We start from the raw sequence: 13,079 nt of genomic DNA on the forward strand, positions 1-13,079 counted from the left end.
TACTCACAGTAATAGACCGGGGTAATTCATATTCGGAAGTGAGTCAATAAGAGTGATATCAAGGCTTTCAGCCTTGGGTTGAATGAATCAAACTATAAGATGTGGGTAATTTAAAAGCATTTAATGAGGAGTGAAATACTTGAAAAGGGATATAGATTACTAAGAGAGCTATAGATTGAGATCTAAGGAAGCATTGATAGTCAGGGTGATTCTTTGACTTTTTCTAGTAGAGGATAGTGGAGAGCATTCAAATAAAAAAGCAAATGGTAAAACCATTTGCTTTTATTTTTTGAATAAATTAGTTATGAAGTTGGGTATTTTGGTATTATTCATGGAAGCTACATACTTTGTTATTCTGTAGACGTACGTTGATCCAATGAATCCAATCACATAATAGTGACAATTAACTAATTGGTTTTGAAGTATATTTGGATCATTTATTAATGTACTAAAAAAAGAATGGGCAGCTGTACCAGCAGTTATAGCGATTAAGTTTCCAGCAAATATCCACGTCTTGGCTGTGACTTTATGATCCTCCAGCTTGGATTCATCCTTAACTGCGTTCGGAAAAATGCCTAAAGCTCCATCGCAAATGGCAAGGATTAATAAAAAGATAAATCCATTTGTTAGTTGTTCTACTGAAAAACCACCAAAGTTAAGGCTAAATGTAAATAATAAAGCCATAGGGATTTTTAGTAATAATCCTTCATTAAAAGTCGCACTTAGCTCATTTTTAAAAGCAATAAAAGGTGTAGGCAAAGTGAAGGTCATAGTCATCACCCTTTTGGGAAATTTGAATATATCCATTATATGACCAATACCCGACTTTCTATACTTATATGTTTGAGAACCTTCAATTGTGTATCTATGTGAGTAAATAACTTTTTTAAAAATAAGGTCTTCAGTCTCTTTATTTAACCTGTTTAACTCCGACTGAATTAATTGTAGCTCATACTCAGATTCTTCAAGGCGTAAAAGGACTTCTCGATACTCATCTAGCTGTGGAGGAGGAGTTTTGTCTCTTTTTTTATTTAGAGTAAATCCGTGGTTATCAATTGTCATTTGAGCCATTTTTTCTCCTCCTTAAGAAAAATTCGTGTTTTGATATGATTTTTTCCCCATGGTAAAGTCGTAATTGGTACATTCCTTCTACATTAGTTTTAAATTCAGTTACTCTTAGTGACTGAAATACAAACCTTCTATGCTTCCTTTTGCACGGTTCTAAGGTAATGGAGTCTTCAAAGTTTTCTGCCTCTTTTGTAGGTCCGATCACTTCTATTCTTATAGTTCTATCTTCATTTTCCAAAAGAGTGTATTCTAGACCCATTATAATAGAGAACTCTATTTCATCTTGGTCTTTTTCAAAATCTAGTTTTTCAAATACTCCTTCGAAATTGAATGTGTTATTTATTCCTTTTTCTACATTTAAACACGTTAAAAAATACTTAGGAAAAACGAATGATGTTTGCATATTTTTAAACACTCTTTCTAATTAGAACTTACGATATGTAGTTAATAAATTCGGAACTTTTGTATGAAAATCCTTCTAATATAGTAAAATAAATGTTAATTTTTGTCCACTTTGGTATTTTTGTAGATGAAGGTATTCATTTGATTGTTGGCAGAAAATTGGCAGAAATATAGCAGAGCGCATCATTAAAAATGCTTTATAGTAGTAATATGAAGTAATAAAAAGGTGAGTCTATGAAGCAATTTGCAAAGAAATTTTATAATTCTATATCTTGGCGCAGTTGTCGGGATGCATATTTTAATTCTCAACATGGATTATGTGAAAGGTGTGGCAATCCGGGGAAGATAGTTCACCATAAAGTGTGGCTTAAACCGGAAAACATTAATAATCCAATGGTTACTTTAAACCATAGTCTACTGGAGCTATTATGTCAGGTTTGTCATAACAAAGAACACCATAGTACAAGTAGTTCTGTTCGAGATGATGTAATGTTTGATGAACAAGGGAAATTAATTAAACGCTAGTCCCCCCCTTTTTTTATTTAAACATCAGCTATTATGGGTACCGATGGGGGGAGATTCGTGTAATACACAGGTCATTTTCACATAACCCCCTCCCCTGAAAGAAGGTGATTTTATTTCGGCCAATGAAATGACTGAAAAAGAGAAGGAAATCAAAAAAGAATTCAATCGACTACGGCGTATTTTGAAAAAGTTTGATATCGATAAGAATCGTCTTTCTACGGCTGAGGGTTTGCTTCATGAATCAGCTTTTATGCGGGTTACACTGCAAGAGCTTAAGGAAGACATTAACCAAAATGGGGCCATTGATGAAATGCCCCAGGGCGACTACTCAATTATGAGGGAAAGCCCTTCGGTGAAAACATACAATACGATGGTCCAAAGATACGCTACAGTGAACAAAGAAATTTTCAGCTTGCTTCCTAAAGATCAACCGAAGGCAGATGATGATGGTTTTGAGTCGTTCGTGATGAAACGATGATCAATTATCCTTTAACCTACAATCCTATAATCGAATACTGGAATAAGATCCAGTCAGGCGAAGAAGTTGTAAGTGACAAAGTGCGCAGGGTTTATAAAAAACTCGTTGCCGACATCCATGATCAGTCTTCAATATATGAGTACAGTCCTGCGCGTGCCAATCACTCGATTGAGTTTGTAGAGAACTTTTGCAAGCACTCTAAAGGTGAAAAAGCGGGACAAGCTTTCGAACTTGAATTATGGCAAAAAGCGATGCAAGCTGCACTCTTCGGTTTTATACACAAAACCGAAGAGACTAGGAGGTATCGCGAATTAATTTTTATTGTTGCTCGTAAAAACGGAAAATCAGCTTGGGGATCAGCGGTTGCGTTGTATATGATGACTGCTGATGGTGAAGGTGGCCCCGAAATCGTAAGCGCTGCTACGAAAAAGGACCAGTCGAAGATCATATGGTTAGAGTCGAAGCGCATGGTTAAAAAGTCTCCTGTACTTAGAAAAAGAATCAGATCTTTAGTTTCTGAACTTCTATCGGATTTTAACGACGGTTCATTTAGGCCGTTATCAAGCGATTCAAATACGTTAGATGGATTGAATCTTCATTGCTCACTCATCGATGAGCTCCATGCTATTGAAGATAAAAATCTTTACGATGTTATCGTCGATGGAATGAGTGCTCGTCTACAACCTCTCTCCATTATTACAACTACTGCAGGTACGGTTAGAGAAGGGATCTTTGATATCAAGTACGATGAGATTGAAAAGATCATTAATGGATATGATGATCCAGATGGATACCATGATGAACATGTGCTCCCTATCGTATATGAACTGGATCGACGTGAAGAATGGACCGATCCAAAGATGTGGAAGAAAGCTAACCCTGGCTTAGGAACTATAAAAAATAAGGGTGAGCTTGAACGAAAAGTAAACAAAGCGAAAATGAATCCTTTGTTGGTAAAGAACTTACTGACAAAGGATTTTAATATTCGAGAAACATCCAGCGAAGCCTGGCTAACTTTTGAGCAGTTAGACAATAAAGATGTTTTCGATATAGAAGAATTGAAGCCTAACTATGGCATAGGCGGTGCAGACTTATCGAGCACCACTGACTTAACAGCTGCTTGTGCCACTTTCATGTTACCGGATGATCCCACCATTTATACCACAGCCATGTATTGGTTGCCTGAGGATTTACTAGAGCAAAGAACGCAAGAGGATAACATTCCTTACGATCAATGGCTGGAACAAGATTTACTAAGGACCACGCCAGGAAACAAGGTTCATCATAAATTTGTGACGAAGTGGTTCTTGGAGCTGAGAGACGAATATGGCCTTTACCTACCTTGGATTGGTTACGATAGTTGGTCTGCGAATTACTGGGTGGAAGAAATGAAAGGATACTTTGGTAAAGAGGCTATGGTCCCAGTCATTCAAGGTAAAAAAACATTATCTGGTCCTATGAAGTCACTAGGGGCGGATCTTGAAAGAAATAAAGTTAACTACAACAATAACCAGATTACAAAATGGTGTTTATCTAATACATCAGTTGAGGTCGATAAGAATGACAACTATCAACCAGCTAAAGGGAAGCAACAAAGAAAACGAATAGATGGTACAGCTGCGCTTTTAAATTCTTATGTAGTGCTTCAGGACAAGATGAATGATTACCAGAACATGATATGAGGGAGGTGAAGGAACTGGGGTTATTTGATTGGATGATGGGTCGCAGACCTGAACCGAAAACAACAACGAGTTTTAAATTACTCAATGATAGTAGTGAAGGTTTCTATGACTGGAACGGAAATTTGTTTAAGAGCGATATTGTTCGAGCCTGTATTAGACCGAAGGCTAAAGCAATAGGGAAGCTTCTAGGCAAACATATCAGAGAAAACGAAAGTGGTTTTCATAAGAACCCCGATCGAAATATTCGATTTCTTTTAGAAGATCCGAACCCTTTAATGTCGGGACAGATGTTACAAGAAAAGATTGTTATACAGCTCGATCTAAATAACAATGCCTTCATATTGATTAAAAGAGATGAAAACTTTCTACCTGTCGCACTCTATCCGTTACCAGCATCTATGGTTGAAGCTAAAGAGGGAGCGCTTGGGGACTTGTATCTTAAATTTACCTTTCGTAACGGGAATCATTTAACAGTCCCTTATGTGGATGTCATTCACTTGCGTCAGGACTTCAACGAAAATGATATATTCGCTGATCCTCCTGGAGAAGCGTTGCAAGAATTAATGGATGTAGTGACAACCATTGACCAAGGCATGAAAAAAGCAATTAAGAATAGCGCAATTATTAAATGGATTTTGAAGTTCAATAGCGTTTTAAAAGATGGGGACAAGCAAATGCAAGTAGAAGATTTCACGAATCGGTATTTGGATATCGAGAATTCTGGAGGTGCTGTAGCGTCTGATCCAAGGTACGAAGCTGAACAAGTCACTCCTCAAAGTTTTGTTCCTGAGGCTAAGCAGATGAATGCAACCACAAAGAGAATCTTGGACTTCTTCAATACGAATGAAGCAATTGTCCAAAGTAAATACAACGAAGATGAGTGGAATTCTTACTATGAGCAAGTAGTAGAACCAATATCGATGCAACTATCTGGAGAGTATACCCGCAAGTTGTTTTCCAGGAGACAAAGAGAACGTGGCAATAGAATTATTTTTGAGTCCGTTAATTTACAGTATGCTTCCATGAAAACGAAGTTGAATTTAAGAGAAATGGTAGATAGAGGAGCCATGACGCCGAATGAATGGAGGAGGGTTTTGAACATGCCACCAATCGAAGATGGCAATAAACCTATTCGCCGATTAGATACAGCTCAAGTTAATGAAGGAGGTGAAGATGATGGACAAGGAAAAAGTGGAGCAAAGGGAACTAGCGACGAAGAAGATTGAGATTCGTGAAGATGATGATGGAACAAGGTCTGTTGCAGGATATGCTTTGAAGTGGGAAATGAAATCAGAAGTGTTAGGGTTCTTCCGTAAGTTCCGAGAACAATTTACTAAGGGTGCTTTCGCTGAATCATTGTCCAAAGATGATCAGCGTTTTTTGTGGTCTCACGATGTGAGTAAAGTGTTAGGACGTCGATCTAACGGGACCTTGCGTTTGTATGAAGATGATGTTGGATTACGTTTTGAATTAGATTTACCAGACACCACGTTAGGAAGGGATACTTATCAATCAATCAAACGCGGTGATGTAGATGGTGTGAGCTTTGGATTTGGCATGGAGAAGCAGGAAATTGATGAATCGGATGAAGACAATATAATCCGTACGGTAACAAAAGCGAAATTGCTAGAGGTTAGCGCTGTAGCTTTTCCGGCTTATCCTGACAGCGAGGTATCTGCCAGAGGCTATGATCCGATTAAAGATCATGTGGAAGCCCGGCAAGAGGAAGAAAAACGAAAAAGATTAATATTAAAAACTTATTTGTAAAGGGGAATGTTCATGTACTCAAAGAAAGAAGTAACACCTTCAGTTGTGATGCGATCCATGCTCCGTCTAGGAGACCTACAGTTTTTCAATGGGAAAAAGGAAGATCGCAAAACAGAGATCGTAAATCGTAAAGCGGAAATTCGTACGAAACTGGAGAGCGACGAGAAATTAGATTTGGATAAGCTTAGTGAAGAGTTGCGTGATCTTGAGGCGGAGTTGGGAGAAATTCAAAAGCGCGAGCAACTCATGAAAGAAACAGAAGAATTCAATTCAGGAGGCGGTGAAGCTCGCACGCTAGAAACGTTTAATACTCAAACTGAAAATCCTGAAGAACGCCAGGAAGAACAAAAGGTAGACTGGGAACAACGGGGAAAGAATCTATATGACCGTCGCTCTGTAACTGTTGCAAGTGGAGACCTAGTACTCCCCAAACATGATTCTCCTACCATCAAAGGGACTTTCAATCAGGTATCTACATTGCTTGATCGTGTTACAACTGTTCCTTTAGATGGCGGTGAAACCTACACCTCTCCTTATGAAATTCAACACGGTGAAGGTGCTTATACTGCTGAAGGCCAGCCATATTTTGATGTGGATGTTGACTTCGGTTATGCGACTATTAATAAAACGAAAGTGACTGCTTATTCCGAAGTTACAGAGGAAGTATTAAAGCTCCCACGAGCTAACTATGCTCAGCGTACTATTGATGGTGTTCGAAAATCTTTACGCAAGAAGATCACTAAGGAGATCTTAGTAGGAACCGGTAATGCCGGTCAATTTACAGGTATCTTTTCTGCAAACGCAACGGCCATTAACCCAGCAACTGATATCGAAATTTCCCAAATTGACGAGGATACACTTGAGGACATCATTTATGCTTATGGTGGAGATGAAGATGTTGAAGATGCTTCAGTATTAATTCTTTCTAAGGATGATCTTCGCCAGTTTGCTAAAATACGACATTCTGATGGGAAAAAGGCATATGACATTGTAAACAATGGAAACACAGGCATAATTGATGGGGTTCAATACATCATTAACAGTTCTGCTGGTGTATTAGCCACAGCTGCAGATGGTGATTACTTGATGGCTTATGGTCCATTATCTAATTATGAAATGGCAATCTTCAGTTCAACAGATGTAAAGCGCTCGGAAGATGTGAAGTTTAAAGAGGGTATGATTGCTCACCGAGGATCTGTATTTGCAGGTGGAAACGTAGTAGCTCAAAACGGTTTCTTGCGTGTGAAGAAAGCTCCAACAGTCTAATTAGGGAGGGGATTATATGAAAAACAGAGTAAAACGGTCATTTATTGATAAAGAAACTAAAGAACGGTATAACGCGGGCGATATCTATAAACATGAAAATGAGGATAGAGTCGCTTTTTTAGTAGATAAAGGTTTCTTGCAGGATAAAAATCTTCAAACTGTTGGAGAAGAAAATACAGACATTTCTTCGGAAAGTAATGATTTGGAATTTGAGGGAATTAAGCATACTGGCGGTGGCTGGTATAAGTTGCCAAACGGTGGGAAGGTGCAAGGGAAAAAGGAAGCTGAAGAAGCATTGGCTGAACTAAAAGCAGGTGAGTAGATGTTTGACTCTATCAAGCAAGCATTAAGGATTACAACTACAGCTTTTGACGAGGAAGTTCGAGACTTAGTTGAAGCAGCTCGTTCTGAATTAATTCAGGCTGGAGTTTCATCTGATAAAGCTAATGATGATCGAGATCCTTTAATTAAACGGGCAGTTATCGTATACTGCAAGGCTAATTTTGGGTACGACAATCCAGAAGCTGAGCGTTTTCAGAACTCTTTTGAATTGATAAAGCAACAATTGTCCATGGCTGGTGATTACAATACGACACAATGATGTGATTCATCTAATGACACCAATAATAACAAGAGATGAATACGGAAATGAAATTCAAAGCAATACTTCTCGGATGGTTTACGTTAACAAAATGGGAGTAGGCCAACAAGAATTTTACAATGCATTAGCGCAGGGATTGAAACCTAGTAAGCAATTCGAGTTCTTCGGATTTGAGTATGGTGGCGAATCTGAGTTTAAGTACGAAGATGATCTATATAAAATTACCCGCACTCAAGAGAAGGGTGAGAGGATCCGAATCACAGGCGAAAGGTTGTGAGAAGATGGATATAGCTAATGAGATCGCCCAAGCCTTGTCTGACTACAAAGAAGAAGTTACAAAGGGTCTAGAAGAGGCTAAAGAAGAGATTGCTAAAGATACAGCGAAACGCTTGAAGTTATCAAGTCCGAATTTAACTGGCGATTATGCTAAAGGGTGGCGGGCTAAAAAAGCTGGTAATGGGTGGGTTGTTCACAACAAGACAGACTATCAGCTTACACACTTATTGGAGCATGGTCATGCTAAACGAGGTGGTGGGCGAGTCACTGCTGATCCTCATATTGGCCAGGCTGAAGATAAAGCAATTCAAGAGTATTTAGATAGGATGGAAAGGGTTATTAGAAGATGACATTGGTAGATTTAGTGGTTTTGTTGAAGCAAACCGGATATCCAGTAGCTTATTCTCACTTCACAGATACAGAATTTAGACCAGCTCCTGCTCCGCCATTCATCTGTTACACCACGCCTGATACATCTAACTTTTTTGCGGACAACAAAGTTCATTTGAGACTGGAGAATGTAAATATTGAATTGTATACAGACAAAAAGGATCCTCTTGCGGAGCAAACGCTTGAGGATCTTTTAGATCAATACGGAATTCCTTATGATTGTATCCAAACCTTTATACAAGGGGAAGGGCTTTTTCAAAAATTATATGAAATAGGAGTGATATAAATGGGCAATAAAATCACTTATGGTTTGCAAGATGTACACTATGCCCCAATCACAAAAGATGAAACAACAGGTGAAATGAAGTATAGTTCTCCTGTTCCATTACCTGGAGGTGTAGAACTTTCCTTAGAACCTCGTGGAGACATGGTCGAATTTTATGCGGATAACATGCTATTCTATTCTGCTTCTAATAACCAGGGCTATGATGGAACTCTCTCGATTGCCACGATCCCTGAACAGTTCGCTATAGATGTGCTGGGAGAAGAAAAAGACGAAACAGATATGGTGTTAACAGAAAAAACGACTGCTAAACCGACTCCATTTGCATTACTCTTCCAATTTGAAGGGGACGTAAAGGCAACACGCCACGTTATGTACAATTGTGCAGCGAATCGGCCAACGATTTCTTCGTCGACTAAGACCGATTCAGTAGAGCCGAATGCCAATGAACTAACGTTCGTATCAAGTCCTCGGGAAAAAGATTATGCAGTCAAAACGAAAACCACAGTCAACACCCCTAAAGAGGTGTATGAAAACTGGTATTCAGCTGTATATGAAAAAGATTCTACGCCAGTAGTATAGACTTGGAGGTGGGTTAAATGGAGAAAACAATCTTAATTGATGGAAAAAAAGTACGGTTCGAATCTAAGGGTTCAACTCCTTTACGATACAAGAAGCAATTTAATAGTGATTTCTTTTCAGATTTACTCAAGATGGAGAGTTTAGCCAAGGTTAAAAAGAAAAACTCTCTCTCATATGAGGAATTAAAAATGCTGGATATGGAAGTCTTTTATAATATTTGTTGGGTATTAGCTAAAACAGCTAACAAAGATATTTCAGAACCATTAGATTGGCTGGATGAATTCGAAGAGTTTCCTTTGTTTGAAATTCTTCCCGAACTACAACAGCTACTTACGAGCTCTTTACAAGGTAAAAAAAAATAAAAAAACAAGAGTCAGGTGGGGAAACGCTCACTACTGACTCTTTTTTATTTATTTGTAAGAGATGTGGTTTAGTATTTGAGGACTTAGAAGTAATGACAATAGGTATGTGTCTAGATTACGTTGAGGAATTTGTTGAAAATAACAATCCAAACAAGAAAGGTCGAGATATGAAAGCCAAACAATCTGACTTTGACGCGTTTTAACCCGAGAGTGAGGTGTTTAAGTGGGGAAAAGGGTTAAAGGAATAAGTATTGAAATTGATGGCGAAACCAGAGGGTTGGATAAAGCTTTAAGTAACGTAAATAAGCGATCTCGTGATTTGTCAGCTGAATTAAGAGACGTGGATAAACTGCTCAAATTCAATCCTGGTAATGCGGATTTAATTGCACAAAAGCAAAGGCTGTTGGGAGATCAAGTCGAAAATACTGCACAAAAACTGGAACAGCTTAAAGACGCTCAAAGTGAAGTGAATCGGCAATTTCAGGCGGGTGAGATAAGTGAATCTCAATATAGGGCTTTTAGAAGAGAAATCGTGGAAACAGAAAGCAGGTTGCAACATTTTAGGGGGCAATTACAAACCTCCGAGCAAAGTATAGACAACTTCGGAGATCGTGTAGAGAACACAGGTCGAAGCATGAATGAAATTGGAGAAGGTTTAAAAAATACGGGCGCGAAAATGTCAGCTGGGTTTACAGCTCCTGTAGTAGGTGGATTAGTTGCCGTTACAAAGGGAACCGAAGATTTGCGAGAAGGACTAGCCAGGTTAGAACAGAATGCCACTTCTGCTGGTGTAAGCTCCGAATCTATGAAAAAATCATTAGTTTCATTAAATGGTGTAACGGGAGAAGCTGATTCAAACGTTGAGGCCTTATCCAATTTATTGGCCTCAGGTTTTGATGAGCAAGGTATGAAATCTGCTGTTGATGCTCTGAGTGGAGCGGTTATTAAATTTCCGGATACTATGAAGATTGAAGGACTGGCTGATGGGTTGCAAGAAACATTAGCTACTGGGGAAGCGGTCGGACCCTTCGCAGAATTGTTAGAACGAATGGGCGTAGATCTCGATCAATTTAATGAAGGGTTAGCGCAAGCAGCTCAAAATGGAGAAGCTCAGAATTATGTTTTACAAGCACTAGCTGATACCGGCTTGTCCAAGGTTAACAAAGAATACAGAAAAAATAATGAAGAGCTAGTTAAGTCAAAAGAGAGCGCTGCCAGTTTCCAACAAGCTATTGCACAGATGGGAGAAACACTAGCTCCTATTGTCACCAAAGCCACTGCTTTCATTACAAAATTAATCAATACATTTAACGGTCTTAACCCCGTAGTGCAAAAAATTATCATAGCTGTAACGGGGTTAGTTGCTGCTATCGGTCCTTTGCTTATGGTGATCGGCTCAGTGGTGAGCGGATTCACCACCCTGCTGCCTATTATAAAGTCAGTCGGGGCAGCTATTGGTGTATTAAGCAGTCCAATCGCTTTAGTAGTTGCTGCAATTATAGGTCTGGTTGCAGTGATCGTCATGAATTGGGAGCAAGTAAAAACCATAACCATTAAGGTGTTTTCTGCAATTGAAAATTTCTTAATTAGTACATGGAATGGATTGCTCTCTAGTGGTAAGTCTATTTTTCAGACTTTGAGTACCTTTTTTGCTACCTTCTTAGAGGGTGCAAAAAGTTTGTTTACAACCATATTTAAGGCTATATCAGCTGGTGTTCAAGCGATCTGGAATGGTTTGAAATCAGCGGGTATGGCTATTTTTGATGGCTTAAAAGCCTATTTCTCCACAGTTTTCGGCATTTATAAATCCATTTTCACGACAAGTTTTAATGCAATTAAATCCATAGTGACCACTGTGCTAGGCGCATTGAAAAGTGTAGTTACAACCGGTTTTAATTTCATTAAGAATGCCATTTCTTCTGTACTCAATTCCGCCAAAAATATTGTATCCAGTATATGGGGTGGCATTAGTAGTGTTGTAGGTTCAACAATCGACAACATTAGAAGTGTTGTTAGCAGTGGGTTCAGTAAAACTAAAAACACAATCTCTAACATAATGCAGTCTGTAAAGGATCTAATATCAAATATTTGGAGCAAGATTACCGGTGGATTACGTGACAAGATTAGTAACTTTACCAGTATAGGTAAGGATCTAATTAAAGGCCTTATAAATGGCGTTAAAAATATGGCCACTAGCCTGATTAAAAGCGTGAAAGGTGTCGTAGGAGATGCTGTCCAAGGAGCAAAAAACTTGCTGGGGATCAATTCACCTTCGAAAGTGTTTATGGAAATTGGGGAATTTACAGGTGAGGGACTTGCCATTGGCATGGAGTCCATGAAAAAGAAAGTGGCTAAAGCTGGGGAGCGAATGGGCAAAGCTTCAATACCGAATACCCCTACATTGGAGCCTCCAACACCTTTCATGAATAATAATAATGACCCATCAATAGAGGGGAAAGGGCTCCCGGAAGGTGCATCTCATAGCGGAGATATAATTATCCAAAATATGCAGGTACAAAAAGAAGCTGATATTAAGAAGATTGCGAGAGAATTATATAACTTACAAAGACGAACGAACAGAGGGGTTGGTTTAACATGAGCGGATTAACTTTCAATGGTGTTCATTCTAGCTTGTTTAAATTAGCTATCCTAAAAACCAGTCGTCCCTTGCTTCCTGAGAATAAAGATAAGTATATAGATGTACCGCACAAGGATGGCAGTTTACTAGTACCTGATAACAGTAAAAAAGATGTAACGATAGAAGTAGAGTTCTTGATTAAAGATTCAGAAAACATTTATAGGGATGCACGAAATATTGCTGCTTGGCTCTCAACTGTTGAAAGAAAGAAGCTCATTTTCGATGATGACCTTAACCATGCTTATATCGGTAAAGTGATTAATAACATTGAGCTAGAAAAAGTGGTGCGGTTTGGGAAGTTTAGTGTGCAGTTTAGGTGCTTGCCATAAAGAAGGGAGGGGTGACTAAGTATGTCGGGAATGACAAATTATTTAGAAAAGCTGTTGCTGGAAGCAACTTTAAATGGCCAAACCTTCATGGGTCCATCAAAGGTGTATGCAGGGCTTTATACTTCTAATCTCTCAGAAGATGGAGCGGGGACTGAAATCCCTCAAGGTTCCTATTCGCGTCAAGTTGTTAGTTTTTCTGCACCAAACACTACAGATCAAGATGTGTCCTATGTAGAAAATACAAATGAAATAGAGTTTGAACCAGGAGTCTCTGAATACGGAGCAATTACTCATGTGGGGATTTCCGACAGCGCTTCAGGTGGGAATGTTCTTTTTTATGCCGAGTTATCTACTGCCATTGTGGTTCCAGCAGGGACTGGAATAAAAATGCATGCTGGTGATCTTCGAATCACATTAGACTAATGAAAAG

18 protein-coding genes are annotated in these 13,079 nt (G+C 38.8%); 16 read left to right on the forward strand and 2 right to left on the reverse strand.

Annotation, left to right across the window (positions count from 1 at the left end; genetic code table 11):
- Positions 1 to 282: 282 nt before the first annotated feature.
- Positions 283 to 1,071, reverse strand: a complete 789-nt coding sequence (locus ACYX4O_RS09755) for a hypothetical protein (protein WP_476356736.1) — start codon at positions 1,069 to 1,071, stop codon at positions 283 to 285.
- Positions 1,052 to 1,471 (reverse strand): hypothetical protein, encoded by a 420-nt coding sequence (locus tag ACYX4O_RS09760; protein WP_476356738.1) that lies wholly within the window; start codon positions 1,469 to 1,471, stop codon positions 1,052 to 1,054. Before ACYX4O_RS09760 ends, ACYX4O_RS09755 begins: the two co-directional genes overlap by 20 nt.
- Positions 1,472 to 1,704: 233 nt before the next feature.
- Here ACYX4O_RS09760 and ACYX4O_RS09765 point away from each other — a divergent pair, with 233 nt between their 5' ends.
- The 16 genes from ACYX4O_RS09765 to ACYX4O_RS09840 all read left to right on the forward strand — a co-directional run bounded on the left by ACYX4O_RS09765 (position 1,705) and on the right by ACYX4O_RS09840 (position 13,072).
- On the forward strand, positions 1,705 to 1,995 hold the full coding sequence (locus tag ACYX4O_RS09765; RefSeq protein WP_476356740.1) for an HNH endonuclease: 291 nt from the start codon (positions 1,705 to 1,707) through the stop codon (positions 1,993 to 1,995).
- Positions 1,996 to 2,122: 127 nt separating this feature from the next.
- Positions 2,123 to 2,473: a hypothetical protein gene (locus tag ACYX4O_RS09770; protein WP_476356742.1), complete on the forward strand. Its 351-nt coding sequence runs from the start codon at positions 2,123 to 2,125 to the stop codon at positions 2,471 to 2,473.
- A complete protein-coding gene (locus tag ACYX4O_RS09775) occupies positions 2,470 to 4,155 on the forward strand; it encodes a terminase large subunit (protein WP_476356744.1) in 1,686 nt (561 codons plus the stop codon). The genes ACYX4O_RS09770 and ACYX4O_RS09775 overlap by 4 nt, the downstream gene beginning before the upstream one ends.
- 14 nt (positions 4,156 to 4,169) lie before the next feature.
- Entirely contained in the window at positions 4,170 to 5,381 is a 1,212-nt protein-coding gene (locus tag ACYX4O_RS09780; RefSeq protein WP_476357079.1) for a phage portal protein, read from the forward strand.
- Positions 5,332 to 5,922 (forward strand): HK97 family phage prohead protease, encoded by a 591-nt coding sequence (locus ACYX4O_RS09785; protein WP_476356746.1) that lies wholly within the window; start codon positions 5,332 to 5,334, stop codon positions 5,920 to 5,922. Before ACYX4O_RS09780 ends, ACYX4O_RS09785 begins: the two co-directional genes overlap by 50 nt.
- Before the next feature lie 57 nt (positions 5,923 to 5,979).
- On the forward strand, positions 5,980 to 7,188 hold the full coding sequence (locus ACYX4O_RS09790; protein ID WP_476357081.1) for a phage major capsid protein: 1,209 nt from the start codon (positions 5,980 to 5,982) through the stop codon (positions 7,186 to 7,188).
- 16 nt (positions 7,189 to 7,204) lie between these two features.
- Entirely contained in the window at positions 7,205 to 7,510 is a 306-nt protein-coding gene (locus tag ACYX4O_RS09795) for a hypothetical protein (RefSeq protein ID WP_476356748.1), read from the forward strand.
- Entirely contained in the window at positions 7,511 to 7,789 is a 279-nt protein-coding gene (locus ACYX4O_RS09800) for a head-tail connector protein (RefSeq protein ID WP_476356750.1), read from the forward strand. It begins immediately after the preceding gene.
- A 13-nt stretch (positions 7,790 to 7,802) separates the two neighbouring features.
- Positions 7,803 to 8,066, forward strand: a complete 264-nt coding sequence (locus tag ACYX4O_RS09805) for a phage head closure protein (protein ID WP_476356752.1) — start codon at positions 7,803 to 7,805, stop codon at positions 8,064 to 8,066.
- Between the two features lie 4 nt (positions 8,067 to 8,070).
- Positions 8,071 to 8,415 carry an HK97 gp10 family phage protein gene (locus tag ACYX4O_RS09810; RefSeq protein ID WP_476356754.1) on the forward strand — a complete coding sequence of 115 codons (345 nt, stop codon included), beginning with the start codon at positions 8,071 to 8,073 and terminating at the stop codon, positions 8,413 to 8,415.
- Complete coding sequence (locus ACYX4O_RS09815) at positions 8,412 to 8,741, forward strand: hypothetical protein (RefSeq protein WP_476356756.1); 330 nt, start codon at positions 8,412 to 8,414, stop codon at positions 8,739 to 8,741. Before ACYX4O_RS09810 ends, ACYX4O_RS09815 begins: the two co-directional genes overlap by 4 nt.
- A complete protein-coding gene (locus ACYX4O_RS09820; protein ID WP_476356758.1) occupies positions 8,742 to 9,320 on the forward strand; it encodes a major tail protein in 579 nt (192 codons plus the stop codon). It begins immediately after the preceding gene.
- Positions 9,321 to 9,337: 17 nt separating this feature from the next.
- Positions 9,338 to 9,682, forward strand: coding sequence for a hypothetical protein (locus tag ACYX4O_RS09825; protein WP_476356760.1), 345 nt, complete (start codon positions 9,338 to 9,340; stop codon positions 9,680 to 9,682).
- 223 nt (positions 9,683 to 9,905) lie between these two features.
- Positions 9,906 to 12,281 carry a phage tail protein gene (locus ACYX4O_RS09830; RefSeq protein ID WP_476356762.1) on the forward strand — a complete coding sequence of 792 codons (2,376 nt, stop codon included), beginning with the start codon at positions 9,906 to 9,908 and terminating at the stop codon, positions 12,279 to 12,281.
- Entirely contained in the window at positions 12,278 to 12,649 is a 372-nt protein-coding gene (locus ACYX4O_RS09835) for a distal tail protein Dit (RefSeq protein WP_476356764.1), read from the forward strand. The genes ACYX4O_RS09830 and ACYX4O_RS09835 overlap by 4 nt, the downstream gene beginning before the upstream one ends.
- 21 nt (positions 12,650 to 12,670) lie before the next feature.
- Complete coding sequence (locus ACYX4O_RS09840) at positions 12,671 to 13,072, forward strand: phage tail fiber protein (protein WP_476356766.1); 402 nt, start codon at positions 12,671 to 12,673, stop codon at positions 13,070 to 13,072.
- Positions 13,073 to 13,079: the final 7 nt, after the last annotated feature.

The sequence above is a fragment of the Pontibacillus sp. ABV4_188 genome (assembly GCF_056311905.1).

What these genes read in the sequence shown, in the direction of transcription:
- ACYX4O_RS09755 (WP_476356736.1), bottom strand. Translation starts at nt 1,071, where the DNA reads ATGGCTCAAATGACAATTGATAACCACGGATTTACTCTAAATAAAAAA.
- ACYX4O_RS09760 (WP_476356738.1), bottom strand. Translation starts at nt 1,471, where the DNA reads ATGCAAACATCATTCGTTTTTCCTAAGTATTTTTTAACGTGTTTAAAT.
- ACYX4O_RS09770 (WP_476356742.1), top strand. Translation starts at nt 2,123, where the DNA reads ATGACTGAAAAAGAGAAGGAAATCAAAAAAGAATTCAATCGACTACGG.
- ACYX4O_RS09825 (WP_476356760.1), top strand. Translation starts at nt 9,338, where the DNA reads ATGGAGAAAACAATCTTAATTGATGGAAAAAAAGTACGGTTCGAATCT.
- ACYX4O_RS09835 (WP_476356764.1), top strand. Translation starts at nt 12,278, where the DNA reads ATGAGCGGATTAACTTTCAATGGTGTTCATTCTAGCTTGTTTAAATTA.
- ACYX4O_RS09800 (WP_476356750.1), top strand. Translation starts at nt 7,511, where the DNA reads ATGTTTGACTCTATCAAGCAAGCATTAAGGATTACAACTACAGCTTTT.
- ACYX4O_RS09795 (WP_476356748.1), top strand. Translation starts at nt 7,205, where the DNA reads ATGAAAAACAGAGTAAAACGGTCATTTATTGATAAAGAAACTAAAGAA.
- ACYX4O_RS09815 (WP_476356756.1), top strand. Translation starts at nt 8,412, where the DNA reads ATGACATTGGTAGATTTAGTGGTTTTGTTGAAGCAAACCGGATATCCA.
- ACYX4O_RS09790 (WP_476357081.1), top strand. Translation starts at nt 5,980, where the DNA reads ATGCTCCGTCTAGGAGACCTACAGTTTTTCAATGGGAAAAAGGAAGAT.
- ACYX4O_RS09785 (WP_476356746.1), top strand. Translation starts at nt 5,332, where the DNA reads ATGGACAAGGAAAAAGTGGAGCAAAGGGAACTAGCGACGAAGAAGATT.
- ACYX4O_RS09820 (WP_476356758.1), top strand. Translation starts at nt 8,742, where the DNA reads ATGGGCAATAAAATCACTTATGGTTTGCAAGATGTACACTATGCCCCA.
- ACYX4O_RS09805 (WP_476356752.1), top strand. Translation starts at nt 7,803, where the DNA reads ATGACACCAATAATAACAAGAGATGAATACGGAAATGAAATTCAAAGC.
- ACYX4O_RS09840 (WP_476356766.1), top strand. Translation starts at nt 12,671, where the DNA reads ATGTCGGGAATGACAAATTATTTAGAAAAGCTGTTGCTGGAAGCAACT.
- ACYX4O_RS09775 (WP_476356744.1), top strand. Translation starts at nt 2,470, where the DNA reads ATGATCAATTATCCTTTAACCTACAATCCTATAATCGAATACTGGAAT.
- ACYX4O_RS09810 (WP_476356754.1), top strand. Translation starts at nt 8,071, where the DNA reads ATGGATATAGCTAATGAGATCGCCCAAGCCTTGTCTGACTACAAAGAA.
- ACYX4O_RS09765 (WP_476356740.1), top strand. Translation starts at nt 1,705, where the DNA reads ATGAAGCAATTTGCAAAGAAATTTTATAATTCTATATCTTGGCGCAGT.